Below are 23,753 nucleotides of genomic sequence, written 5' to 3'. Positions count from 1 at the left end.
GGTTGCAGATCCAGCTTAGCAGGTTTTTACAAGGGTGCGTTTTGCCCGCTGACGACGTAGTTAATGGTCTGCTGGTAGATGTCACTGAGGATGTCATTATCTGTGGATTCCACCCACTTGGTCAGTTCCATCAAAATGTCATCTTCAGTCACAGCACCGTGCTCGGCGTGAAGACCCTGCGCAATCGCGTTAACGAGTTCAGGTTGTGCTGCTGCGGTATTGGCCGGGTAATAAGTAAACATGCTGCCTCCGTGTCGTTTTCTGTTTAATGGTACGGCTCGCAAAAAATTTAATTCATAAACAGAATGGCAAATATTTTCCCGGTTGTGGTTCAGATTCATCTTAGAAATAAAAATGACATAAGTGCATGCTTTTATGCGGTTTTGAAATGTGGGGGTTAATCGAAGTGCTGTTGAGAGGATATTATAACGGTGCTCCTGCTATCACGAAAATATAGCAGGAGCAGAATTTAAATTACCACTTCATTTCGCCGGTATTCACCTTAGCGCTTAATTCCAGCGAGCTCTCTTCGGCCAGGTTTGGATACTGTTTTTTCAGGGTGCTGATGACGCCCGCAGAATCTTTATGTGCCGATAACGCCTGTTCAAAATGCTGCAGATAGTCGCGGGTAAAATCAATCGCCCCTGTCCCGGCTGGCGGGGTACCCAGATAGTGACCCGGAATCACGCGCTCGGGTTTATGCGCCGCCATGTTCACCAGCGTTTCCTGCCACTGCTTACGGCTTTCCGCCGTCTGGGTGTCTGCCGTCCAGACGTGAATCCCCCAGGCTACCCCGGTGCCGCCGAGGATGGTTTTCGCTGACGGGATCCACACATAGGCCGCGTAGCAGTCAGGCTGTTCGATGTCGATTTTCTCACCGTCAACCATAAACGTGGTGGAGGCGAGCACCTGTGGGACGACCAGCTCGGTCGGTGCGCCGTCTTTCATTTGTGGACCCCAGAAGGCGAGCTTGGCGTCTTTGGTGGCCTTGATGTGGTCAACCACGTGCTGCGTGGCCACGACTTTGGCGTTCGGGAAGGCTTTAACCAGCGGCTGCAGGCCAAAATAGAAATCCGGATCGCCGGAGGTGATCACAATCTTATTCAGGGTTTTACCGCTGCGGCGAATTTTCTCTACCAGCGCTTCGCCATCCTTCACGCTGAACTGCGCGTCAAACAGTACGGCTTCTTTCGGGCCGGAAACCAGGGTGGAGGAGACAGCGAAAATGCCTTTCTCCTGCGGGTTATAGGTGTCAATGGTCAACGGCGCGGCAAAAACAGCGGGTGTGAAAAGGGTGGAAAGCAGGGCAAGGTGAGTTAATTTCATGCTGTTGTCTCTGTTGTTCAGGAATGTCTCTATTGTACGGAAATTCGCATTTGCCAGAATTCCTGAAACAAGACATGCTTAGTTTCATAAATCGAGCAAATGGAGCTTATATGGATCGCGTTATTGCCGCTCAGGTTTACAACCGGATATGCGAGCTGGGGAGTTTGAGCGCTGCAGCCCGCGCGCTGGGTATTTCCCGACCGATGGTCAGCCGGTACCTTGAACAAATGGAGAAGTGGGCGGGCACGCGGCTGGTAAACCGCTCCACGCGCAAGCTGACGCTGACCGCAGCAGGCGAAAAGGTGCTGCAAAAAACGCGGACCCTCTCGCAGATCTCTCAGGAAATTGAAGGCCAGTCTGAAAAAGATCTGCCGTCCGGCACCCTGCGGGTGGCATGCGCGCACTTTACCGCCATGCATCTGATTGCGCCGGTGCTGCCCGGTCTGCTCGCGCGCTACCCGCAGCTGCGCATCGAGCTGGACGTGAATAACCACCCGGTTAGCCTGGTGGGAGAGCGCATTGATGTCGCCGTACGTATTACCGATAACCCTGAACCCGGCATGATTGCCCGCCGGCTGGGGGAGTGCCGCTCGGTGCTTTGCGCCTCGCCGGAGTATCTGACACAACACGGTATCCCCGTCAGCCCCGAAGAATTAGCCCGGCATAACTGCCTGCATTACAGCTTTTTTGCCGGGCAGTCCTGGCACTTCCTGACGCCGGAAGGAGAAAGCCTGAGCGTGGCAGTCAGCGGCAACCTGAGCGCCAGCATCTCTTCGCTGTTGATGGACGCGGCTATCAAGCACTGTGGTATTGCCATGCTGCCGGAGCGCGAGGCGCGTGCCGCGCTGGATCAGGGATTGCTGGTGTCGGTACTGGAGGCTCTGGAGCCGAAACCGCTTGCCATCCATGGCATTTATCAGTCACGGGAATACCAGCCTGCCGCGCTGCGCGTGTTCCTCGACGAACTGGCCCGCTACCTGGCTTAAGAGCAGGGTTGACGGGTGATTATTTTGCCTTTAGCCAGGGAGAGGATGTGCTCCAGAAAATAATATCCGCCCCGAGATAATTTTCCGCGAACCGATCAAATTCTGCTTTGGTGAAGGGCTTGCCGGTCTCAGGATTTTTATAGGTCAGGGTCGGTTCCTGAACCGCCATGGCGATGAGCGGCAGCGTCTGTTTATTTTTATGGAAGAAGGGATAGGCATTCTTCATGTGTGCCTTGCGATTGGGGACAATATCCGGCCCACCCAGACCGACATTATTGGCGCTGGCATACGTAAACAGACGCCCCATGTAGTTGTGGTCATTATCCCACTCGCACGGCCAGAAGTTCACGTATTGCACCACGTGTGATTTCTTAAAAGCCTTTCGCGCAAAGGCCAGATTTTCCATTTCTCCAGCGAAATAGCTGTCGCAGGTAAACCCGGCGGGCGGATTTTTTTCGTCGAGATCGATGGCGGTTTCGGGCAGGTTTACGCCATACACCTCGCCATCAAAGCGTTTCGCGAGGGCGGCCAGCAAAGCCTGGTAGCGCAGGCGCACGGCGGGATCCCACTGACGCGCCACCCATCCTGAACCGACAGGCTTGCCTTCTCCGGGGTTATCGAACTGCGGCGCAATCCCGCCTCCGTATTGCTTATCGTGCATCAGATAGTCCGGCACGTAGCGGGCGTCCGCCTCAAAGAAACGATCCTGGATTTGAATAAAGAGTTTTTTTCCGGCGGCCTTAACGCGCGCCAGATCCTGCTCTATCCGCGAGAAGTCATAGTTGTCTTTGCCGGGCTCCAGCAAGCGCCAGTTGTAAACGATCTGCACCCCGCCGACATCGCTTCGCGCAACGAGCGGAAACACCGCGTCGAGCTCGCCGGAGCTGGTGTAGATAAAATTCTCCGGCGTTTTCGCCAGTGAAGACAGCGATACCGCCAGTGTGGTCAGGGCAACGGCCATGCTGATTTTTAGCGCCATATCATTATCCTTTTTGTCGGTTCAGCAGGTGAAAGTCCTGGAATTGTCTGTGTTCCAGAGTGGGTCAGATGCGTAGTCTATACTTAACCCTTTGTAAGCCAAAAGGAGAGCAAGAATGACTATTCATAAGCACGGTTCGGCACACTGGTCTGGCGACATTAAGCGCGGTAAAGGGACGGTTTCCACCGAGAGCGGCGTTCTCAATCAGCAGCCTTATGGTTTCAATACCCGCTTTGAGGGTGAAAAGGGGACCAACCCCGAAGAGCTGATTGGCGCGGCACATGCGGCCTGTTTTTCGATGGCGCTGTCGCTGATGCTCGGTGAAGCGGGCTATACCGCTGACTCTATTGATACCACGGCGGACGTCTCTCTGGATAAAACCGACGGCGGCTTTGCCATCACAAAGGTTGCCCTGAAAAGCAAGGTCACCGTTCCAGGCATCGCCCCCAAGCAGTTCGATGGCATTATTCAGAAAGCAAAAGCGGGCTGTCCGGTATCGCAGCTCCTGAAAGCCGAGATTACCCTGGACTATAAGCTTAACTAAGCCCCAGCCGGGTTCGCGCCCGGCTACCCCTTCAGCGCGGCGGGGAACACCTCCGCCAGCCACGCAATAAACACCTTAAGACGGTGCGTCAGATGCCGGTTCTGCGGGTAAACCACATGAAACGGATAGGCGGCAGGGCGCCAGTCGCCCAGGATCGCCGTCAGCGTTCCCGCCTGCAAATACGACTTTGCCGAATACTCAAAGGTTTGAACGATCCCCAATCCCGCTGCGGCAGCCGCCAGATGGGCATTACTTTCATTGACGCCGAGATAGTGCGGAACATTGATTTCCAGCGCCTCGCCGTTCTTTCTGAAGCGAAACGGAAATGCCCGCCGGGTGACGGGCGAAAGGTAGCTGATCAGCTTGTGGCCGTTGCACAGCTCCTGCGGATAGGCCGGAACGCCATGGTTTTTCAGGTAACCCGGCGTCGCGCAGGTGACCATTTCGGCGTTGCCAATATGGCGGGCGATGAGGGTAGAGTCGTTCAGCGGCCCGCCGCGGATGACGCAGTCAACGTTACCGCTGATGAGATCCACCGGACGATCGGCTACCCCAAGGTCGATGCGGATTTCCGGGTAGCGCCGCATAAAATCCGGCAGCAGGGGGATAAGCACGTCCCGAGCGGTGGAGCCGCCCACGTCAACCCGCAAATGCCCTTTGGGCGTCGCGCGGGAAACGCGAAACGCGGTGTCGATATCTTCGATATCTATCAAGACCCTGAGCGCTTTTTCATAGTATTCCATCCCTTCCGGCGTCGCGACCACCCGTCGAGTGGTGCGGTGCAGAAGGCGTATATCCAGGTGCGCCTCAAGCGATTTGACCAGCTTGCTCAGGGTGGCGATCGGCATATTCAGCGAGTCCGCCGCGCGGGTAAAGCTGCCGGTTTCCACCACCCGGGTAAAAGCGCGCATCGCCATTAGCTGGTCCATTAGGCTCCCCTGATTATTTCTGTTTGTGAATAGTCATTTTCATTTTTGCCGGTTTTTCACTAATCCTGCAAGGGCTAAAGTTTGTCCAACGCAAACCCAATAAAAGGTAAATGACATGAACACGACTCTTTCAGGAAAAATTGCACTGGTCACCGGCGGCAGCACCGGCATCGGTCTTGCCGCGGCCCAGGAGCTGGCGGCACAGGGCGCGAAGGTGTACATCACCGGACGTCGTCAGGCCGAGCTTGACGCGGCGGTCGCAGAAATTGCTTCAACGGCAGTGGGCATTCGCGCGGACGTGTCAAAACTGGCGGATCTGGACGAGGTCTATGCACGGATAGCCAAAGAAGAGGGCCGCCTCGATATTCTGTTCGCCAATGCCGGTGGCGGCGATATGCTGCCGCTGGGCGCGATCACCGAAGAGCAGTTTGACCGGATTTTTGGCACCAACGTCCGCGGGGTGCTGTTTACGGTGCAGAAGGCGTTGCCTCTGCTCTCCGCCGGATCGTCGATTATTCTGACCGGTTCGACGGTGTCCATTAAGGGGACGGCAAACTTTAGCGTCTACAGCGCCAGCAAGGCCGCCGTGCGCAACTTTGCCCGCTCCTGGGCGCTGGATTTGCAGGGCCGTGGGATCCGGGTCAACGTGGTCAGCCCGGGCCCGATCAAAACCCCTGGCCTCGGCGATCTGGTGCCGGAAGAACACCGTCAGGGGCTGTACGACGCGCTGGCCGCTCAGGTGCCGCTGGGCCGTTTAGGCGCGCCGGGCGAGGTGGGGAAAGCGGTGGCGTTTCTGGCCTCCGACGCGGCCAGCTTTATTAACGCCACCGAGCTGTTCGTGGACGGTGGGATGGCGCAAATTTAACCCAGACTGCGCCAGCAGCGGACGTCACGGCCCTCGCGAGAGGGCTGTAACGGCTGAGGACGTTCGCACCCCTGCGCGGCCATCGGGCATCGGTCACGGAAAAAACAGCCTTCGGGCAGATGACGGTTGCCGGGAAGCTCCGTTTTGCGTAAGGCCAGCGTTTCATCCAGCGGTTCACCGGTGCGGGGAACCGAATCGAGCAGCAGACGGGTGTAAGGATGGCGCGGCTCCCCAAGCACCTGAGCGGCGCTGCCCAGCTCCACAATCTGCCCAAGGTACATCACCGCCACGCGGTCGCTCATGTGCCGGACCACCGAGACGTTATGCGAGATCAACACGTAGGTCAGATTACGCTGCTGCTGCAGGGTCACCAGCAGGTTGAGGATCTGCGCCTGCACGGAGATGTCCAGCGCGCTGGTGGGTTCATCAAGCACGATGATATCCGGATCGGACGAGAGCGCCCGGGCGATGGCAATGCGCTGACGCTGCCCGCCGGAGAAGGCGTGCGGAAGCCGGTCGAGATACTCCGGGCGAATGCCCACCTGCAGCGCCAGGTTTTCAGCCAGCTGACGGCGGTCGCGCTCGCTGCTGCGCTTTTGTACCCAAACCGGCTCGGTGATGATGCGCCAGACCGGCAGGCGCGGGTCGAGCGAGGAGAGCGGATCCTGAAACACCATCTGCATGCCGCCCGCATGGTGCGACCGCTGGCAGGCGCCGGTGCTGGGCTTAAGCATGCCCATCAGCAGCTGGGCCAGCGTGCTTTTCCCGCAGCCCGATTCCCCGACGATACCGAGCGTTTCTCCCCGACGGATCTCAAGGTCGAGCCCGTTAAGCGCATGGACCTTTTCCGTCACGCGGCCCAGCCAGTTTTTACGCGCTGCAAAATTGACGTGCACGCTATCCAGTTCCAGCAGTACATCAGACATGGTGTTTCTCCCGTTGTGGATACCAGCAGGCGGCCTGTTGGCCTTCTGCCCCATTGGGCTGTAAGCGCGGCGTTTCGCTGCATTTCGCCCCGGCGGCAAAGCAGCGCTCGCGGAACGCGCATCCCGGCGGAAGCTGGCTGAGGTTGGGGACCGTGCCGGGGATGGCGGGAAGCGGGGCGCGCGGCTGGCCGTTTTCCGGCGCGCACTGCAGCAGGCCAATGGAATAGGGATGCACAGGCTGGTGGATCAGCGTTTGCGTGGCACCGCTCTCAATCACGCTGCCCGCATACATCACGTACATCCTGTCGCAGAGCTGCGACACCACGGCCATATCGTGGCTGATAAACAGCACCGAGGTGCCGCTGGCCCGCGCCTTGTGCTTCAGCAGGCGCAGCACCTGCAGCTGGACGGTGACGTCCAGCGCGGTGGTCGGTTCGTCGGCGATAATCAGCTCCGGCTCGCAGGAGAAGGCAAGGGCGATCATCACCCGCTGGCGCATGCCGCCGGACAGTTCAAACGGATAGCGCGCCATGACCTGCTTCGCGTCGGGTATTTGCATCTCTTCCAGCAGGGTAATCGCCTTCTGCTGCGCCTCGCGCCGTGAAAGCGGTTGATGCTGGCGAATTACCTCCACCATCTGTTTGCCAATCCGCCGCGTCGGGTTAAGGGCGGTCATGGGCTCCTGAAAAATCATCGCCACCTTTGCGCCGCGCCACTGGCGAAGCTGTTTCTCGGACGCCGTCAGGACGTTTTCGCCGAGTAATTTCACCTGGCCGTGATGAATGCGGTAGCTGCCTTCCGGCAGCAGACGCATGGCGAGCATGGCGGTCACCGATTTACCGGAACCGGATTCGCCCACCACGCCGACAATTTCACCCCTGCCGATCTCCAGCGAGACGTGGTTAAGCGCGTGGACCTCGCCGCGAAAAATCGGGAAGCTCAGGTGCAGGTCTTCAATCTTGAGTACCGGGTCGGTCATCACTGTTTCCCTCCTGACTTCGGATCCAGCAGATCGCGAATACCGTCTCCAAACAGGTTAAAGCCCACGGCGGTTATCAAAATCGCCGCACCGGGAAAGGCGCAGTACCACCACTGGTCCAGAACGTAGTTACGGCCGACGGCCACCATCGCGCCCCATTCGGCGGTCGGCTGCTGCGCCCCCAGGCCAATAAACCCCAGCGTGGCGGCCATCAGGATGGCGCTGCCGATGTCCAGCGACGCCTGCACGATCAGCGGCGGCAGGGCGTTGCGCAGGATATGCCAGCGGATCAAATGCCAGCGGGAGGCGCCAAAGGTGCGGGCGGCCTGCACGTAGGTAAACTGGCGCACCACCAGAGTTTGGCCGCGCGCCAGGCGGACGTAGAACGGAATGCGGACAATCGCAATTGCCAGCATGGCGTTAAACAGGCTCGGCCCCAGCGCGGCGGCCAGCGCCATGGTCAGCACCAGGGAAGGAATGGAGAGCATAATGTCCATTACCCGCATGATGACGGCGTCGCCGCGTCCGCCCAACACGCCGGACAGACAGCCCAGCAGCGAGCCGATGCCGCCCGCAATCATCACCACCGCCAGCCCGGCGGTAATGGACTGCTGGCTGCCCGCCAGCACGCGGCTGAACAGATCGCGGCCCACCTCGTCGGTACCAAACCAGTGCTGCGCGGACGGCGCCTGCAGGCGGGCGGTCAGATCCAGCGCGTTCGGGTCGTGCGGCACTATCCACGGCGCGGCCACCATAATGAAAAGCATCACCAGCATAATGACGCCGCCAACGATCGTGAGCGGGCTTTGACGCAGCATCCAGAACAGCTTTGCCCAGTTGATGCGTTGTCTGGCGGTTTTAACCGGGACGGGCGTTTCCTGCGTTAACATCATTCGGCACCTCCGCGCCCGATTCGCGGGTCAATCCACAGGTAAAGCAGATCGACCACCAGATTAACCAGCACGTAGGCCAGCGAAACAACGACGGCAAAGCCCATCACGGCAGGGAAATCGAGCGCCTGAATGGACGTCACCACCCAGGCGCCCATGCCCGGCCAGGCAAAGACGGTTTCGGTCAGCACGGCGCCGTACAGCAGATCCCCCAGCGCCAGCCCGAGCACGGTAATCGACGGGATCATCGCATTCGGCAGGGCGTAGCGCAGGACGATATACCAGCCGGGCAGGCCGCTGGCGCGGGCCGTGCGAATGTAGTCCTCGCTAAGCTGCTCCAGCATCGCCGAACGGACCTGGCGTGCGACGATGCCCAGGTGGACAAACGCCAGCGTCAGCGAGGGTAAAATCAGGTGCTGCAGCGCATTGAAAAAGACCTCGCCGTTGCCCTCAAGGAGCGCGTCCAGCAGATAAAAGCCGGTGACGTGCGTCGGTGGATCGAGCCAGTCGTCCAGCCTCCCGCCGCCCGGCAGGATTTGCAGGTGCCCGTAGAACAGCACGATGACGCCCAGCCCAAGCCAGAAGGCCGGGGTGGAGATGCCAGTCATCGCCATTAAACGCACCAGGTGATCCTGCCAGCGGTTGCGGTAGACCGCCGACAAAATCCCCAGCGGCACGCCGATGACCAGCGCCAGCAGCAGAGAACAAAAGGCCAGCTCCAGCGTGGCGGGGAAAAAGGCCTTCAGGTCTTCCGCAACCGGACGACCGGTACGGATGGACGTGCCTAAATCGCCGTGGGCCAGGGCGTCCACGTAGCGGCCAAACTGAACGTACAGGGGCTGGTCCAGCCCTAACTGCTGGCGGATGTTCTGCACGATGTCGTCGCTGGCGCGATCGCCGGCCAGCAGACGGGCCGGATCGCCGGGGATCAGGTGCGAAATAATAAAGGTGATAATACAGACACCGGCCACCACCAGGAGTAACCCCCAGCAGCGCTGGCGCACTATGCTCCAGAACGTCATACGCTTTCCCCCGGCGAAACGGTTACTTGCTCATGGTGGCGATGTTGAACACCTGCTCGAGCATCGGATTAAAGGTGAAGCCTTTGACCTCTTTGTTCATCGCCAGCTGGTAGTTCTTCTGGAACAGATAAACGTAGGCCGCTTCGTCGATAACCACCTTTTGCGCCTGCTGGTAATCTTTGGTGCGTTCCGCCTGGTCGGTGGTTTTCAGCGCGGCCTGCAGCAGGGAATCGACCTCTTTGTTCTCATAGAACGAGCGGTTGCCCGGCAGCCCTTTTTTATCCGATTCGAACCAGTAGTTCATGAACATATACGGGTCGGCAAAGTCCGGGCTCCAGTTGCCGATGGCGATGTCGTAATCGCCTTTGCCGACGCGGTCGCGCATGGTGGCGTTGGCCAGTTTCTCCAGCTTGACGTTAATGCCGATCTTGCCAAGGCTGGCCTGGGTTGAGAGGGCGATAGGCTCCCAGTTTGGATCGTTGTCCGAGTAGAGGAAGGTCAGGCTGGCGGGCTTGTCTTTGACCTTCTCCAGGGCTGCTTTAGCTTTGGCCTCGTCGAGGCTGTACTGCATAGCCGCGGCGTCAAAACCCCACATGCCTTCCGGGATCGGGCCGCGCATTTGCTTGCCGTTGCCGCTCAGAATGCCTTTCACCATCCCCTGATAGTCCGTCGCCCAGGAGACCGCGCGGCGTAAATCCACCTGATTGAGCGGCGCTTTGCTGTTGTTGAGGTAGAGGTAGGTCACGCGCAGGGACGGGTATTCGGCGACGGCGACTTTGCCTTCCTGCTTCAGGGCCGCCAGCTGATCGACCGGCAGGGAGTCGGCAATGTCCAGATCGCCGCGGGAAAGCTGCAGACGGCGCGACGCGCTCTCACCGATAATTTTTACCGAGACGCGCTTAAAGTGCGGCTTTTCACCCTGCCAGTGGGGGTTAGGGACCAGGATCAGCTGCTGGCCTTTCTGCCAGCTTTTCAGCATAAACGGCCCGGAACCGGCGGTGTTTTGCGCCAGAAAACCGCGCGCATCGTCTGCGGCATTGGCCTTCAGCACCGCCGGGTTAATGATGGACGCCCCGTCGTTTGCCAGGGTGTAGAGGAAAGGCGCGAACGGCTGGCTGAGGGTGAACTTCACCGTATGGTCATCAACGGCATCTATTTTCAGATCTTTCGGGAAGGCCTCAGACGGCCCCTGGCTGAGCTTCAGCAGGCGCTCAAAGGAGAGTTTGACCGCCTCGGCGGTAACCGGCGTGCCGTCGGAGAATTTGGCGTTATCCGCCAGGGTGAAGGTCCACTCTTTCTGGTCGTCGGAAGCTTTCCAGCCCGTCGACAGATCGCCTTCTACCTCGGTAGAGCCAGGCTTGTACTTGACCAGACGCTGGTAGGACGGATAGGTGACGGTCCAGTCGTTGTTATCAATGGTGATGGCCGGATCGAGCGTTTGCGGGTCGGCGGCTTTACCGATCGCCAGCATGTCTTTCGGGACGGCGGCCAGCGCCAGCGGTGCGCTCAGGGCCAGCGTGGCGGCAATGATGGTCGAGAGAAGCGATGTTTTCATGGCAGTGCTCCAGGTTCAAAGAGATGTGTGCGTCAGGGGAAAACAGGCAAAACGGTCGTCAAGCAGCGGGTAGCTGGCGGCGTTCGGCAGTTCGAAGTGCCACCATTCGCTGCTGATACCCACAAAACCGCCGCCAAACATGATGGCGTTCAGCAGCAGACGGTTACGCTGGGCGTGCGGCGGTACGGAGGGGTGATACGGATGCGATCGGTCATGCATTTCGTCAAAACCGGCGCCCATATCCAGCACGGCGTTATGTTCGTCCATCAGGGTGACGTCGATGGCCGTGCCGCGGCTGTGGTTGGAGCCAATCGCCACGTCGACCACGTATTCCGGGTTGGGGCAGGCCTCCCACAGCTGAGCCTGCGCCTGCTGCGGCCGATAGGCGTCGTAGACCACCAGCTTCAGCCCGGCCAGCGTGGCAATGCTGATGGCTTTTGCCAGCGCGGTAGCGGCATCGGTATGCAGCAGGCACAGCGCCTCCTGATAGATCGGACGGCCGGTGATGTTGTCGGCGGTGGCGTATTTCAGATCGATATGCAGCGTGGGGAACGTCTTCGCCACATCAATCAGTTCACTCTCTACGGGCATAGCTCCGCTCCTTTAGCGTTCGAATTGACCAAACTCTTGTTGTAATTGTCGGTTTACCGCCAGACGAGCCGGAAGCGCATCACCCAGCGCTTCCACCACGCCCGACAGCAGCAGGTTGAACAGGCAGCTTACGGGGGCAAGTGAATCCCAGAAATGACCGGTATCGGTTTTCACCTGCAGCAAATCCATCGGGTAATCCCGCGCCCACGGGCACCAGATGTCGGTGATTAAGGCCAGCGGAATGCCTTTCTCGCTCGCGACGCGGCAGTACTGGCGCGCCATTGCGGAGTAGGTACGCGTATCTGTCAGCACGACATAAGGGTGCGAGAACCCCGAGTTCAGGGATTCCACCCAGCTGCCGGATGCCCCTTCGGAGTAGCTCACCCGCGGGCGGAGGTATTCAAGGTGGCTGAAGAAGGCATTGGCGATCCCGCGCGTGGACTGGATCCCCAGCACAAAGACCGCGTCCGCGTGGGCCAGATGGTGTACCACCTGGCGGAAGGCGTCCGTTTGCGCCAGCTGGTACACCTGCGTGATGGCATCCACTTCCAGCGACAGGGCGTGCTGAAGGCGGCTGGAAAGAGGGCGCTGCTGCTGCCAGGAGTCGAGCCGCTCGTTCATGCCCCAGGGCTGATACGGATCGCGCAGGCTTTTTTTGGCATCTTCCAGGTTGCGGTACCCCAGCTTGCGCAGGAAGCGTCCGACGGTAATTCCGCTGGTCCCGCTCGCCTGACCCACACTTTCCGCCGTTTCAAACGGGATTTGCGCGGCGTGCGCCAGCAGCCAGCTTCCGACCCGCTTTTCGCTGGGCGTGAGCTGGCTGAACGTCGCTTCGATACGGCTCAGCATCTCAGGTTTCGTCGTCATACCGCCTCGCTGTTAACAGGCTGTCAATGGTCGAATTTGTGTTACCCGGTTAACAATGCATGACGCGTGCCATATTCACAGGCGGGCGAAAACCCGCTGCGCAGTAAACTTCATGCAATATTTAGTTAACCAATGATCAACATTTGTGCAGCGTAGTTCACTTTTGGTGCACTGGCTGAGCGGGCAGGTATGAATTTGGTGAATACGTCAGTCCGTTCACATTTTTGATAAGATAGATGTACTGTGAATATAAAAGGGATCCCGGCATGGCAAATCTGCCCTGGCGAGTCAGCGTGCGCCTGATCGCGCTTGCAAAGAAAACAGGAATGGTCGTGGGGATCGTACTGGTCGTCCTGCTGGCGGTGCGGGTCTATCTCTCGCAGCAGGGGCCGGAACTGCACCTGTGGCACACCTGGCGGGCCAATGAGATGTCCGCGCGCGAGATGGACAACACCGACTTTGCCGGGTATCAGGCCCGGGAAAAGGCGATTTTCACCGATCTGGATAACGCGGTGACGGCGAAAACAGCGGGCGAGGAACAAACCCCGTTAAACCGCTACTACCGCCAGAGCCTGGTGTGGCCCGGTCAGTTTGCCCCCGATGCCAACCGCTCCTTTGTGCTGATGCCGGCCGGAAAGCCACGCGGCGCGGTGGTGTTGCTGCACGGGCTGACGGATTCGCCTTACAGCGTCCGATGCCTTGCCGTGAACTATCAACAGCACGGCTTTGTGGCCGTGGTCCCGCGTCTACCCGGGCACGGCACCGCGCCCGGTGCGCTGACGGACGTTGACTGGGAAATGTGGCTGGCGGCGACGCGTCTTGCGGTGCGGGAAGCCACGCGCCTGGCGGGTGAGGCTGTGCCTTTGCATCTGGTGGGCTACTCCAACGGCGGGGCGCTGGCGATGAAATATACCCTCGATGCGCTTGACACTTCTGCGCTGCGTAAACCCCAGCAGGTGATCCTGCTCTCACCGATGATCGGCGTGACGTCCTTTGCGCGCTTTGCCGGTTTCGCCGGGTTACCGGCGCTGCTGCCGGCGTTTGCTAAAGCAGCCTGGCTGAATATTGCGCCGGAATATAACCCGTATAAATACAATTCTTTCCCGGTTAACGCCGCTCGCCAGTCTTGGCTGCTGACGAAGGCCCTGCAGGAGCAGATTGGCCGTGAGGCGCGGGAAAACAGGCTGGCGAATTTGCCGCCGGTGCTGGCGTTCCAGTCGGTCATGGATTCTACGGTCAGCACCCGCGCGGTGGTGACCGGCCTGTTTGACCAGCTTCCGGCAAACGGCAGCGAGCTGGTGGTGTTTGACATCAATCAGGCAGCCAGCTTCCGTCCGCTGTTTAAACCGTCGTCGTGGACGGCAACCTCGGCGCTGCTGCCGGTTGTGCAAAGGCGTTACAGTGTCACCATTATCACCAATGCCGGCGAGCACAGTTTCTCGACGGTGGCGAAAATCACTCCAGCAGGCAGCACGCAGGAGACGGTCGTGCCGCTTGCGCAGTCCTGGCCGCAGGATGTCTATTCACTGTCGCACGTTGCGGTGCCGTTCACGCCGGATGACGATCTCTATGGTCGTGAACCTGCAGTGAAAAACCGCTACGGCATCAGCCTCGGGACAATTGCGCTCTGGGGAGAAACGTCCGTGTTGAGCGTCGGAAAAGAAGCGCTGATGCGGGTCACCTCGAACCCGTTCTACGACTATATGCAGGAGAGGATCGACAGCCGGATTGGCGACGGGGGAAAGTAACGTTCCTTTGTGGTGTGAATAAGTTAGGTCGCATTGATTAAGTATGTTAAATAGAAGCTTCAAAGCACCTCTCTTTCTCATCGGAACCCATTTTTGTGCTGACGACTCTGATCTACCGAAGCCAGTTGAATTTATCCCCCCCGACCACTGAACTGCGGGAGCTGGTGGAGCGCGCCAGGGGCCGCAATGCAAAACTGAATATCACCGGCGTCCTCCTTGCTAAAGGGAACGACGTTCTGCAGATCCTCGAAGGGTCGGAAGAGAGTGTGGTCAAACTGTTCCACACCATCCGTGAGGACAAGCGGCACAGCGGGGTGGTTGAACTGCTGCGGGACTATGGTCCGCGCAGACGCTTCGAAAACGTCGGCATGCTGCTGTTCGATCTGCAAATGCAGTCGCCGAAAGAGGTGCTGCAGTCGGTGCTGCGCTACAGCAAGCTGGAGAGCTATCTGACCTCCGACGATCGGGTGTTCAAATTTATTCAGACCTTTATAACCGGTAAACGTCCGGCCCCGTCGGGGGCACGCTACACCCCGGACAAATGGACGCTCTCGACCGAAACGTTACCCTTTGGTGAGCATCTGGGCCTGATTGTCGGGCAAACCTGCCAGTTTGCGCTGCAGCCTATTGTCGAGCCCTCGGAAGGGAAGATCAGCTCCCTTGAGGCGCTTATCCGCGGCAACGACGGCGGCAGCCCGGAGCATTTCTTCAGCACCGTTAACCCGGACAACGTCTACGAAGTCGATCTCCAGACAAAAGCGTATGCCTTTGCGCTGGCGGAAAAGCTGGGCATTGGCAGCCATAAAATCGCGGTAAACCTGCTTCCCATGTCGCTGGTTAATGTCCCTGGCGCGGTGGAATTTCTGGTCAATCAGATTAAAAAGCATGGCCTTCAGCCGGAGCAGGTGGTCATTGAAGTCACTGAAAACGAGATGATCTCCGGGTTCAACCAGTTTAACAGCGCCATTAAGCAGCTTCGCGGCGAGGGGATTGGCCTGGCGATCGATGATTTTGGTTCGGGCTATGCCGGGCTTTCGCTGCTGACCCGCTTCCAGCCTGACAAAATTAAAATCGACCGCGAAATTGTCAGCAACATCCACCTGAGCGGCCCGAAGCAGGCGATCGTGCGCTCCATCATCAGCTGTTGCTCCGATCTGGAAATCACCCTGGTAGCTGAAGGCATTGAGAAAATAGAAGAGTGGTGCTGGCTTGAATCCGCCGGTATCCGTCGTTTCCAGGGCTTCCTGTTTGCCCGGCCGCAGCTTAATGGCGTGGGCGATATCTACTGGCCGCATCTGGTGCGGTAAGCCAATTTTCCCTCCCGTTATTTCCCCTTTGCCCGGCCTGTGCTTAAATAGCTAAAACGGTTTAACATAGTTTAGCTAAGAGGATCACATGAAGAAAATCTGGGTACTTGGCGATGCGGTAGTGGATTTGCTGCCCGATGGAGAAGGCAGATTGTTGCAGTGTCCCGGCGGCGCACCGGCAAACGTTGCGGTCGGAATTGCCCGGCTCGGCGGCCAGAGCGCCTTTATCGGCAGGGTTGGCGACGATCCTTTCGGGAGCTTTATGGCGAAAACGCTCGCTGACGAGCGGGTTGACGTGACGTGGATGCGCCTTGACCCGGCGCACCGCACCTCAACGGTAGTGGTCGATCTGGACGACCATGGCGAGCGCTCGTTTACGTTCATGGTGCGCCCGAGCGCCGATCTGTTTCTGGAACCCGCCGATCTGCCACCGTTTAGCGCCGGAGAGTGGCTGCACGTCTGCTCCATCGCGCTAAGCGCAGAGCCGAGCCGTACGGCGACATTTGAGGCGATGGCCGCCATCCGTGAAGCGGGCGGTTACGTCAGCTTCGACCCCAATATTCGCCCGGACCTCTGGCCGGATGAGAACGCACTGCATGGCTGCCTGGAGCAGGCCCTGCAAAGCGCCGACGTGGTGAAACTTTCGGTAGAAGAGCTGGCCTTTTTCACCGGCAGCGCGGAGGTCAACGTTGGTCTGGAGGTGCTGATGCAGCGCTGCCCGGCGCGTCTGGTGCTGGTCACTCAGGGTAAAGAGGGCGTCATCGCCTGGCATGACGGCGCCGTGGAGCACTATCCGGCAACGCCCGTTGAGTGTGTCGATACCACCGGCGCGGGCGATGCCTTCGTAGCGGGACTGCTCTACGGGCTGGCTGCCGGGCAGGACCTGACGCCGGTCATCGCCTTAGCCCAGCGCTGCGGCGCGCTGGCCACCACGGCCAAAGGGGCGATGACCGCCTTGCCGTGGCAGCACGAACTGTAATTCCTCCCTTCACTGGCCGCCATCCGGCGGCCTGAATTGTCGCCTCGATCACACTTACTAAAACGGTTTAGCAAAAAAGATTGCCGATCCAAAATTCACAGGTTTAGTATCAGCAACCTAAACCGGTTTAGCAATTTAGCACGTTTAATGACTTCTTTTAGGGATGCGACAAAATGTATAAAAAACGCAGACTTGCCGTGATGATAGGCATGCTGGCCGGAAGTACCTCTGTTTTTGCCCAAACGGATATGACAAGTATCGAAGCGCGTCTTGCCGCGATGGAGCAGCGCCTCCAGGCGGCGGAAACGCGTGCGCAGGTGGCTGAAAAACGCGCCGACGATGCAGAACAAAAAACGCAACAGCTGGTTGCCGCGCAGCAGCAGACGCAAACGACAACTCAGGCGGTAGCGCAGCGCACTACCGCGCTGGAGAAGAAGGCGGATCAGACCGGCGGGTTTGAGTTCCACGGCTACGCCCGCTCGGGCCTGCTGATGAACGATGCGGCCTCCAGCAGCAAAAGCGGCCCTTATCTGACCCCGGCCGGAGAAACCGGCGGCGCGGTAGGGCGTCTGGGGAACGAAGCCGACACCTACGTCGAGCTGAACCTGGAGCACAAGCAAACCCTGGACAACGGGGCGACCACGCGCTTCAAGGCGATGCTGGCCGACGGTCAGAGAACCTATAACGACTGGTCAGCCGATACCAGCGACCTCAATATTCGCCAGGCCTTCGCAGAGCTGGGCAATCTGCCTGATTTTACCGGCGCGCTGAAGGGCAGCACCTTCTGGGCGGGTAAACGCTTCGACCGGGACAACTTTGACATTCACTGGCTGGACTCCGACGTGGTGTTCCTGGCCGGTACCGGCGGCGGCGTCTACGACGTGAAATGGAACGATTCGCTGCGCAGCAACTTCTCCATTTACGGCCGCAACTTCGGCAGCGTGGAGCAGACCGACAACAACGTTCAAAACTATATTCTCAGCATGAACCACTTCGCCGGCCCGTTCCAGCTGATGGTGAGCGGCCTGCGGGCGAAGGATAACGACGACCGTAAAGACACTAACGGCGATCTGATTAAAACGGATGCCGCCAATCACGGCGTTCATGCCCTGGTCGGCTTGCATAATGACAGCTTCTACGGCCTGCGCGAAGGGACTGCCAAAACGGCGCTGCTGTATGGTCACGGGCTGGGGGCGGAAGTCAAAAGCATCGGCTCCGACGGCGCGTTGCTGTCTGAGGCGGATACCTGGCGCTTCGCAAGTTACGGTGTCACGCCGATCGGCGGTGGCTGGAGCGTTGCGCCCGCCGTTCTGGCACAGAGCAGTAAAGATCGCTACGTCAAGGGCGATAGCTATGAGTGGGTAACGCTCAATACCCGCCTGATCAAAGAGGTCACCCAGAATTTCGCGCTGGCGTTTGAGGGAAGCTATCAGTACATGGATTTAAATCCGGAAGGCTATAAGGATCGCAACGCCGTCAACGGCAGTTTCTACAAGCTGACCTTTGCGCCAACCTTAAAAGCGAGCAAAATCGGCGATTTCTTCAGCCGTCCTGAGCTGCGCCTGTTTGCCACCTGGATGGACTGGAGCAGCAAACTGGATCATTACGCCAGCGATGATGCCTTTGGCAGCAGCGGCTTCAACGCCGGCGGGGAATGGAACTTTGGGGTCCAGATGGAAACCTGGTTTTAACCCATCACGCTCCCGCCTGGCGGGAGCGTTTCGTACATCATAAAAAGAAGTCAGGCAGAGGTATCTATGGATTTTAATCAAATCGCCCGCGAGCTTATCCCGCTGCTCGGTGGCAAGGAAAATATCGCCAGCGCGGCGCACTGCGCAACGCGTCTTCGTCTGGTGCTGGTCGATGACGCGCTGGCGGATCAGCAGGCCATCGGCAAGGTCGACGGCGTAAAAGGCTGCTTCCGTAACGCCGGGCAGATGCAGGTGATTTTTGGTACGGGGGTGGTCAACAAGGTTTACGCCGCGTTTATTCAGGCGGCCGGGATAAGTGAGTCCAGCAAGTCGGAAGCCGCGGATCTGGCGGCGCGCAAGCTGAACCCGTTCCAGCGCATTGCCCGTCTGCTCTCCAACATCTTTGTGCCAATCATCCCCGCGATTGTGGCGTCCGGTCTGCTGATGGGCCTTCTCGGCATGGTGAAAACCTACGGCTGGGTCAATGCGGATAACGCCCTCTACATCATGCTGGACATGTGCAGCTCGGCGGCGTTCATCATTCTGCCTATTCTGATTGGCTTTACCGCCGCGCGCGAATTTGGCGGTAACCCGTACCTCGGCGCGACGCTGGGCGGGATTCTGACCCACCCGGCGCTGACCAACGCCTGGGGCGTGGCGTCGGGCTTCCACACCATGAACTTCTTCGGCCTTGAGATCGCGATGATTGGCTATCAGGGCACGGTATTCCCGGTGCTGCTGGCCGTCTGGTTCATGAGCATCGTCGAGAAAAACCTGCGCCGCGCGATCCCGGATGCGTTAGACCTGATCCTGACGCCGTTCCTCACCGTGGTTATTTCCGGCTTTATCGCGTTGCTGATTATCGGCCCGGCGGGGCGCGCTCTGGGGGACGGTATCTCCTTTATTCTGAGCACGCTGATCGCCCATGCGGGCTGGCTCGCCGGGCTGCTGTTCGGCGGACTTTACTCGGTAATTGTGATCACCGGTATTCACCACAGCTTCCACGCGATTGAAGCCGGGCTGCTGGGGAATCCGTCGATTGGCGTTAACTTCCTGCTGCCGATCTGGGCCATGGCGAACGTGGCGCAGGGTGGCGCCTGTCTGGCGGTGTGGTTCAAAACCAAAGATGCCAAAATCAAAGCCATTACCCTGCCGTCGGCGTTCTCTGCAATGCTGGGCATCACCGAAGCGGCCATTTTTGGTATCAACATGCGCTTCGTTAAGCCGTTTATCGCCGCGCTGATTGGCGGTGCGGTGGGCGGGGCCTGGGTGGTCTCCGTGCACGTGTACATGACCGCTGTCGGGCTGACCGCGATTCCGGGGATGGCCATCGTGCAGGCCAGCTCGCTGCTGAACTATATTATCGGCATGGTGATTGCCTTCGGCGTGGCGTTTACCGTCTCACTGCTGCTGAAATATAAAACGGATTCTGAATAATGACGTTACCTTCCCGCTGGCCTGCGATCCTGCAGGCCGTTATGACAGGTCAGCCGCGGGCGCTGGCGGACAGCCATTATCCGCAATGGCACGCCGCGCCGGTGACGGGGCTGATGAACGACCCGAACGGGTTTATCTGGTTCGCTGGCCGCTATCACCTGTTCTATCAGTGGAACCCGCTGGACTGCGAGCACCGCTTTAAGTGCTGGGGGCACTGGAGTTCGGCGGACCTGGTGCACTGGCAGCATGAGCCGCTGGCGCTGATGCCCGACGAGGCGTATGACCGCAACGGTTGCTACTCCGGTAGCGCCGTCGATAACCAGGGCGTACTGACCCTGTGCTACACCGGCAACGTCAAGTTCGATGACGGCAGCCGCACCGCCTGGCAGTGCCTGGCCGTGGAGCAGCCGGACGGGACCTTTACGAAGCTGGGGCCGGTGCTGGCGCTGCCGGAAGGCTACACCGGCCACGTGCGCGACCCGAAGGTGTGGCAGCACGAGGGGATGTGGTACATGGTGCTCGGCGCGCAGGATGTGCAGAAGCGCGGCAAGGTGCTGCTGTTTAAATCAGCCGATTTGCACGCCTGGACATCCTGCGGGGAGATCGCCGGTCACGGGGTTAACGGTCTGACGGACGCGGGTTATATGTGGGAGTGTCCGGACCTGTTCGCCCTCGACGGGACGCACGTCCTGATCTGCTGCCCGCAGGGGCTGGCGCGCGAGCCGCATCGCTACCTCAATACCTATCCGGCTACCTGGATGAGCGGGGCGTTTGATTACGCCAGCGCCGCATTCTATCACGGCGAGCTGCACGAGCTTGACGCGGGCTTTGAATTCTACGCCCCGCAAACCACGCTGGCGGAAGATGGACGCCGCATCCTGATTGGCTGGATGGGCGTACCGGACGGGGAAGAGATGCTTCAGCCCACGCGGGCGCACGGCTGGATGCACCAGATGACCTGCCCGCGAGAATTGCGCTTCCGCGACGGCAGGCTCTGGCAGACCCCGGCGCGCGAGCTGGCGGCGCTGCGTGAAGATGAGCAGCACTGGCAGGGGCGCGCCAGCGACGCGCCCGAACTGGACGCGACGCGCCTGGAGTTTGAGCTGGGCGCCGCGCACGTGAGCGTCGATTTTGGCGGCGCGCTGCGCCTCACGCTCGATGAGCAGGGCGTGCGCCTGGAGCGCGCGAGCCTGAAAACCGGTGAAACATTGGCCCGCTACTGGCAGGGCGACGTCCGTCATTTGCGCGTCCTGTGCGACCGCTCCAGCGTTGAAATTTTCATTAACCACGGCGAAGGGGTGATGAGCAGCCGCTATTTTCCTGACCATCCGGCTCGGGTGCGATTCGAAGGTGCGTCCGATATCACATTACGCTACTGGTCGCTGCGCGCCTGCATGATAGAATGAGGGTTTTGGCAGCCGGATCTAAGTCGTTGTGAGAAAAACAAAACGCGTCACCATTAAAGACATCGCGGAGCTGGCGGGGGTGTCAAAAGCCACCGCCAGCCTGGTCCTGAACGGCCGCAGCAAAGAGCTTCGCGTGGCGGAAGAGACGCGCGAGCGCGTGCTGGCAATTGCAAAAGAGCACCACTATCAGCCCAGCATTCACGCCCGGTCGCTGCGCGATAACCGCAGCCACACCATTGGTCTGGTGGTCCCGGAGATCACCAACTACGGTTTTGCCGTCTTTTCTCACGAGCTGGAAACGCTGTGCCGCGAGGCAGGCGTGCAGCTGCTGATCTCCTGCAGCGATGAAAACCCGGGGCAGGAGACGGTGGTGGTGAACAACATGGTGGCGCGTCAGGTGGACGGGCTGATTGTGGCCTCCAGCATGCTCAACGACGCGGACTACCATAAGCTGAGCGAGCAGCTGCCGGTGGTTCTGTTTGACCGCCACATCAACGACAGCGCGCTGCCGCTGGTGATCACCGATTCCATCACCCCGACGACCGAACTGGTGGCGGACATTGCGCGCCAGCATCCGGATGAATTCTACTTCCTCGGCGGCCAGCCGCGCCTTTCTCCGACGCGCGACCGCCTGGAAGGGTTTAAGCAAGGGCTGCGTGAGGCCGGCGTGGAACTGCGCCCCGAGTGGATCATTCACGGCAACTATCACCCGAGCTCCGGGTACGAGATGTTTGCTGAACTCTGCGCCCGCCTGGGGCGTCCGCCGAAAGCGCTGTTCGCCGCCGCCTGCGGGCTGCTGGAAGGGGTGCTGCGCTATATGGGCCAGCATAACCTGCTGCAAAGCGATATCAGGTTAGCCAGTTTTGACGATCACTATCTCTACGATTCGCTGACGATCCCGGTGGATACCATCCGCCAGGATAACCGACAGCTGGCGTGGCACTGCTTTGATTTGATTAGCAAACTGATCGAGGGGGAGAACCCGGAACCGTTGCAACGCAAGCTGTCTGCCACCCTGCAGCGGCGCTATAAGTGAGCAATATAGCCCGGACCGATACATCAATAACTTTAATTAATTTAAGTTTTGGAAGCGCCGATAACCATAAGGAATAATTCTCCTTGAGGTATTGGTTTATGTCGTTGAAAAAGTCGTCCCTGATTGTCCTGTTCTCACTGCTTTTCTTCTTTGTTGTCAGCACCGTCACTAGCGTTGGCCTCATCATTAAAAGTAATAATTCGCTGGATAACGTCAACAAAGAGATCCAGGTTGTGCTGTCCATTATTGACCCCATCAACCACAGCCGTACGCTACGCGTGAGGGTTATGGAGTATGTGAAGATGGTGGAAGCGGGTAATACTGCCGACGAGGCTGCCAAGCTTGCCGCCGTGAAAGAGGCGCTGACCAAAGCGGACCAAGCCTTTGCGGCCTTTATGGCGTCGCCGCGTCTGCCGGATGAAGCGCCGCTGGTGACAGCCTATCAGGACGGCTGGCAAAACTACCGCAACCAGGGGCTGGCGCCGCTGATCGACGCCGCCGAGGCGCACGATGTGGCTGAATTCAACGCGCTGATCCCGGAAGTCTCCCGCCTTGACCGCCAGTACGAGATCGTTCTCGACCAGGTGCTTTCCGTCCACCAGAAATACGCCAAAAGCCTGAACGAAGATGCGAGCAGTAACTTCGTCTCTGGCCTGGCGATCGTTGCCGCTATCGCCAGCCTGTTTGTGGTGGTGATTATCGCCGTCAGCCTGCTGATGAAGCGCTTTGTCTTTGCGCCGATCAACCTGGCGCGCGAGCACTGCAGCCAGATTGCGGCTGGCAAGCTGGACATTCCGGTGCCGGTGAAGGGGAGTACAAGCAACGAAATCGACCATCTGATGGGCTCGATGGAGCAGATGCGTCAGGCGCTGCTGGCGACCATCGCCCAGGTGCGCGATGCGAGCCATACCGTAACGCACGCAGCGCAGGAGATTGCCTCCGGGAATATCGACCTGGCGTCACGCACCGAACAGCAGGCTTCCGCGTTGACCCAGACGGCAGCGAGCATGGAAGAGCTGAGCGCGACGGTGGCGAACAATACCGACAACGTTTATCAGGCCGGTAAACTGGTGCAGGACGCGGTGAAAAATGCCCACACCGGTGAAGCGGTGACTCGTGAAGTCATCGACACGATGAATACCATCGCGGCGAACTCGAAGCGCATTGAAGACATCACCAGCGTGATTAACAGCATCGCCTTCCAGACCAACATCCTGGCGCTGAACGCGGCGGTTGAAGCGGCGCGCGCCGGTACCCAGGGTCGCGGCTTTGCGGTCGTGGCCAGCGAAGTGCGCACTCTGGCGCAGAAAAGCGCGGTGGCGGCGAAAGATATTGAAAGCCTGATCGCGCAGTCGGTATCCAGCGTGAAAAACGGTGCGGAGCTGGTGAGCCGCTCGGGCGAGGTGATTGACTCGATCATTACGTCGGTGAATAAAGTGAATACGCTGATGGAGCAGATCTCCGTCGCATCTGAAGAGCAGAGCCGCGGGATCGGCCAGGTCGGGCAGGCGGTGACCGAAATGGACGGCGTGACCCAGCAGAACGCCGCGCTGGTGCAGCAGTCCGCCGCCGCAGCAGCCTCGCTGGAAGAGCAGGCGCAGCAGCTTTCACGGAGTATTTCGAGTTTTAGGTTGCCGGTGCAGGCTTGATAAATCCGGTACAGGCTTGATAGATGGTGTAAGGCCCCTCA

The 23,753-nt window shown here is 59.2% G+C and carries 22 protein-coding genes; 11 read left to right on the top strand and 11 right to left on the bottom strand.

From position 1 onward, the window contains the following. Positions 1–26: 26 nt before the first annotated feature. Entirely contained in the window at positions 27–242 is a 216-nt protein-coding gene (gene bdm / locus KGP22_RS11215; RefSeq protein ID WP_013096534.1) for a biofilm-dependent modulation protein, read from the bottom strand. A 232-nt stretch (positions 243–474) separates the two neighbouring features. Then, on the bottom strand, positions 475–1,326 hold the full coding sequence (locus KGP22_RS11210) for a Vmh family MBL fold metallo-hydrolase (protein ID WP_149366961.1): 852 nt from the start codon (positions 1,324–1,326) through the stop codon (positions 475–477). 110 nt (positions 1,327–1,436) lie between these two features. Here KGP22_RS11210 and KGP22_RS11205 point away from each other — a divergent pair, with 110 nt between their 5' ends. Then, on the top strand, positions 1,437–2,312 hold the full coding sequence (locus KGP22_RS11205) for a LysR family transcriptional regulator (protein ID WP_223578857.1): 876 nt from the start codon (positions 1,437–1,439) through the stop codon (positions 2,310–2,312). A gap of 19 nt (positions 2,313–2,331) precedes the next feature. Here the strand turns inward: KGP22_RS11205 and KGP22_RS11200 are convergent, their stop codons facing one another. Beyond that, positions 2,332–3,291, bottom strand: a complete 960-nt coding sequence (locus tag KGP22_RS11200) for a hypothetical protein (protein WP_111963613.1) — start codon at positions 3,289–3,291, stop codon at positions 2,332–2,334. Positions 3,292–3,406: 115 nt separating this feature from the next. On the opposite strand from KGP22_RS11200, the gene KGP22_RS11195 reads away from it, so the two are divergent. Further along, the gene (locus tag KGP22_RS11195; RefSeq protein WP_223578854.1) at positions 3,407–3,835 is read left to right on the top strand and encodes an OsmC family protein; all 429 of its coding nucleotides are present in this window, start codon (positions 3,407–3,409) and stop codon (positions 3,833–3,835) included. A gap of 23 nt (positions 3,836–3,858) precedes the next feature. Here the strand turns inward: KGP22_RS11195 and KGP22_RS11190 are convergent, their stop codons facing one another. After that, on the bottom strand, positions 3,859–4,764 hold the full coding sequence (locus KGP22_RS11190; RefSeq protein WP_223578851.1) for a LysR family transcriptional regulator: 906 nt from the start codon (positions 4,762–4,764) through the stop codon (positions 3,859–3,861). A gap of 115 nt (positions 4,765–4,879) precedes the next feature. Here KGP22_RS11190 and KGP22_RS11185 point away from each other — a divergent pair, with 115 nt between their 5' ends. Beyond that, positions 4,880–5,629, top strand: a complete 750-nt coding sequence (locus KGP22_RS11185; RefSeq protein ID WP_111963611.1) for an SDR family oxidoreductase — start codon at positions 4,880–4,882, stop codon at positions 5,627–5,629. On the opposite strand, the gene KGP22_RS11180 is transcribed toward KGP22_RS11185, so the two are convergent. Genes KGP22_RS11180 through KGP22_RS11150 form a run of 7 tightly spaced genes read right to left on the bottom strand, consistent with a single transcriptional unit; the run spans position 5,626 to position 12,459 of the window. Next, complete coding sequence (locus KGP22_RS11180) at positions 5,626–6,555, bottom strand: ABC transporter ATP-binding protein (RefSeq protein ID WP_111963610.1); 930 nt, start codon at positions 6,553–6,555, stop codon at positions 5,626–5,628. The genes KGP22_RS11185 and KGP22_RS11180 overlap by 4 nt on opposite strands. Next, positions 6,548–7,534: an ABC transporter ATP-binding protein gene (locus KGP22_RS11175; RefSeq protein ID WP_111963609.1), complete on the bottom strand. Its 987-nt coding sequence runs from the start codon at positions 7,532–7,534 to the stop codon at positions 6,548–6,550. Before KGP22_RS11175 ends, KGP22_RS11180 begins: the two co-directional genes overlap by 8 nt. Next, complete coding sequence (gene ddpC / locus KGP22_RS11170; RefSeq protein ID WP_111963608.1) at positions 7,534–8,427, bottom strand: D,D-dipeptide ABC transporter permease; 894 nt, start codon at positions 8,425–8,427, stop codon at positions 7,534–7,536. The genes KGP22_RS11175 and ddpC overlap by 1 nt, the downstream gene beginning before the upstream one ends. After that, positions 8,424–9,446 (bottom strand): ABC transporter permease, encoded by a 1,023-nt coding sequence (locus KGP22_RS11165; RefSeq protein WP_223578848.1) that lies wholly within the window; start codon positions 9,444–9,446, stop codon positions 8,424–8,426. Before KGP22_RS11165 ends, ddpC begins: the two co-directional genes overlap by 4 nt. A 22-nt stretch (positions 9,447–9,468) precedes the next feature. After that, entirely contained in the window at positions 9,469–11,001 is a 1,533-nt protein-coding gene (locus KGP22_RS11160; protein WP_223578845.1) for an ABC transporter substrate-binding protein, read from the bottom strand. 15 nt (positions 11,002–11,016) lie between these two features. Then, positions 11,017–11,592: a D-alanyl-D-alanine dipeptidase gene (gene ddpX, locus KGP22_RS11155; RefSeq protein ID WP_111963605.1), complete on the bottom strand. Its 576-nt coding sequence runs from the start codon at positions 11,590–11,592 to the stop codon at positions 11,017–11,019. A gap of 12 nt (positions 11,593–11,604) precedes the next feature. Continuing rightward, entirely contained in the window at positions 11,605–12,459 is an 855-nt protein-coding gene (locus KGP22_RS11150) for a MurR/RpiR family transcriptional regulator (protein WP_111963604.1), read from the bottom strand. A 266-nt stretch (positions 12,460–12,725) separates the two neighbouring features. On the opposite strand from KGP22_RS11150, the gene KGP22_RS11145 reads away from it, so the two are divergent. The 8 genes from KGP22_RS11145 to KGP22_RS11110 all read left to right on the top strand — a co-directional run bounded on the left by KGP22_RS11145 (position 12,726) and on the right by KGP22_RS11110 (position 23,712). Then, complete coding sequence (locus tag KGP22_RS11145) at positions 12,726–14,207, top strand: alpha/beta fold hydrolase (protein ID WP_223578842.1); 1,482 nt, start codon at positions 12,726–12,728, stop codon at positions 14,205–14,207. A 95-nt stretch (positions 14,208–14,302) separates the two neighbouring features. Next, positions 14,303–15,514 carry a diguanylate phosphodiesterase gene (locus KGP22_RS11140; RefSeq protein ID WP_111963602.1) on the top strand — a complete coding sequence of 404 codons (1,212 nt, stop codon included), beginning with the start codon at positions 14,303–14,305 and terminating at the stop codon, positions 15,512–15,514. Positions 15,515–15,602: 88 nt separating this feature from the next. Beyond that, on the top strand, positions 15,603–16,493 hold the full coding sequence (locus KGP22_RS11135) for an aminoimidazole riboside kinase (RefSeq protein WP_223578839.1): 891 nt from the start codon (positions 15,603–15,605) through the stop codon (positions 16,491–16,493). A gap of 173 nt (positions 16,494–16,666) precedes the next feature. Beyond that, positions 16,667–18,184, top strand: coding sequence for a carbohydrate porin (locus KGP22_RS11130; protein ID WP_223582358.1), 1,518 nt, complete (start codon positions 16,667–16,669; stop codon positions 18,182–18,184). A 66-nt stretch (positions 18,185–18,250) separates the two neighbouring features. Further along, on the top strand, positions 18,251–19,621 hold the full coding sequence (locus KGP22_RS11125) for a sucrose-specific PTS transporter subunit IIBC (protein WP_223582356.1): 1,371 nt from the start codon (positions 18,251–18,253) through the stop codon (positions 19,619–19,621). Further along, entirely contained in the window at positions 19,621–21,027 is a 1,407-nt protein-coding gene (locus KGP22_RS11120; RefSeq protein ID WP_223582354.1) for a sucrose-6-phosphate hydrolase, read from the top strand. Before KGP22_RS11125 ends, KGP22_RS11120 begins: the two co-directional genes overlap by 1 nt. 28 nt (positions 21,028–21,055) lie before the next feature. Next, the gene (locus KGP22_RS11115) at positions 21,056–22,063 is read left to right on the top strand and encodes a LacI family DNA-binding transcriptional regulator (RefSeq protein WP_223582352.1); all 1,008 of its coding nucleotides are present in this window, start codon (positions 21,056–21,058) and stop codon (positions 22,061–22,063) included. Positions 22,064–22,161: 98 nt separating this feature from the next. Next, a complete protein-coding gene (locus tag KGP22_RS11110) occupies positions 22,162–23,712 on the top strand; it encodes a methyl-accepting chemotaxis protein (RefSeq protein WP_223582350.1) in 1,551 nt (516 codons plus the stop codon). Positions 23,713–23,753 lie beyond the last annotated feature (41 nt).

Origin of the sequence: Enterobacter sp. JBIWA005 (genome assembly GCF_019968805.1) — a bacterium.
Classification (GTDB): domain Bacteria; phylum Pseudomonadota; class Gammaproteobacteria; order Enterobacterales; family Enterobacteriaceae; genus Enterobacter; species Enterobacter vonholyi.
The sequence above is the reverse complement of the archived record's forward strand: the minus strand, read 5'-3'. Positions and strand labels throughout refer to the sequence as shown.

What these genes read in the sequence shown, in the direction of transcription:
- KGP22_RS11195 (WP_223578854.1), top strand. Translation starts at nt 3,407, where the DNA reads ATGACTATTCATAAGCACGGTTCGGCACACTGGTCTGGCGACATTAAG.
- ddpX (WP_111963605.1), bottom strand. Translation starts at nt 11,592, where the DNA reads ATGCCCGTAGAGAGTGAACTGATTGATGTGGCGAAGACGTTCCCCACG.
- KGP22_RS11145 (WP_223578842.1), top strand. Translation starts at nt 12,726, where the DNA reads ATGGCAAATCTGCCCTGGCGAGTCAGCGTGCGCCTGATCGCGCTTGCA.
- KGP22_RS11185 (WP_111963611.1), top strand. Translation starts at nt 4,880, where the DNA reads ATGAACACGACTCTTTCAGGAAAAATTGCACTGGTCACCGGCGGCAGC.
- KGP22_RS11150 (WP_111963604.1), bottom strand. Translation starts at nt 12,459, where the DNA reads ATGACGACGAAACCTGAGATGCTGAGCCGTATCGAAGCGACGTTCAGC.
- KGP22_RS11165 (WP_223578848.1), bottom strand. Translation starts at nt 9,446, where the DNA reads ATGACGTTCTGGAGCATAGTGCGCCAGCGCTGCTGGGGGTTACTCCTG.
- KGP22_RS11180 (WP_111963610.1), bottom strand. Translation starts at nt 6,555, where the DNA reads ATGTCTGATGTACTGCTGGAACTGGATAGCGTGCACGTCAATTTTGCA.
- KGP22_RS11210 (WP_149366961.1), bottom strand. Translation starts at nt 1,326, where the DNA reads ATGAAATTAACTCACCTTGCCCTGCTTTCCACCCTTTTCACACCCGCT.
- KGP22_RS11160 (WP_223578845.1), bottom strand. Translation starts at nt 11,001, where the DNA reads ATGAAAACATCGCTTCTCTCGACCATCATTGCCGCCACGCTGGCCCTG.
- KGP22_RS11175 (WP_111963609.1), bottom strand. Translation starts at nt 7,534, where the DNA reads ATGACCGACCCGGTACTCAAGATTGAAGACCTGCACCTGAGCTTCCCG.
- KGP22_RS11125 (WP_223582356.1), top strand. Translation starts at nt 18,251, where the DNA reads ATGGATTTTAATCAAATCGCCCGCGAGCTTATCCCGCTGCTCGGTGGC.
- ddpC (WP_111963608.1), bottom strand. Translation starts at nt 8,427, where the DNA reads ATGATGTTAACGCAGGAAACGCCCGTCCCGGTTAAAACCGCCAGACAA.
- KGP22_RS11130 (WP_223582358.1), top strand. Translation starts at nt 16,667, where the DNA reads ATGTATAAAAAACGCAGACTTGCCGTGATGATAGGCATGCTGGCCGGA.
- KGP22_RS11190 (WP_223578851.1), bottom strand. Translation starts at nt 4,764, where the DNA reads ATGGACCAGCTAATGGCGATGCGCGCTTTTACCCGGGTGGTGGAAACC.
- KGP22_RS11200 (WP_111963613.1), bottom strand. Translation starts at nt 3,291, where the DNA reads ATGGCGCTAAAAATCAGCATGGCCGTTGCCCTGACCACACTGGCGGTA.
- KGP22_RS11135 (WP_223578839.1), top strand. Translation starts at nt 15,603, where the DNA reads ATGAAGAAAATCTGGGTACTTGGCGATGCGGTAGTGGATTTGCTGCCC.
- KGP22_RS11205 (WP_223578857.1), top strand. Translation starts at nt 1,437, where the DNA reads ATGGATCGCGTTATTGCCGCTCAGGTTTACAACCGGATATGCGAGCTG.
- KGP22_RS11110 (WP_223582350.1), top strand. Translation starts at nt 22,162, where the DNA reads ATGTCGTTGAAAAAGTCGTCCCTGATTGTCCTGTTCTCACTGCTTTTC.
- KGP22_RS11120 (WP_223582354.1), top strand. Translation starts at nt 19,621, where the DNA reads ATGACGTTACCTTCCCGCTGGCCTGCGATCCTGCAGGCCGTTATGACA.
- bdm (WP_013096534.1), bottom strand. Translation starts at nt 242, where the DNA reads ATGTTTACTTATTACCCGGCCAATACCGCAGCAGCACAACCTGAACTC.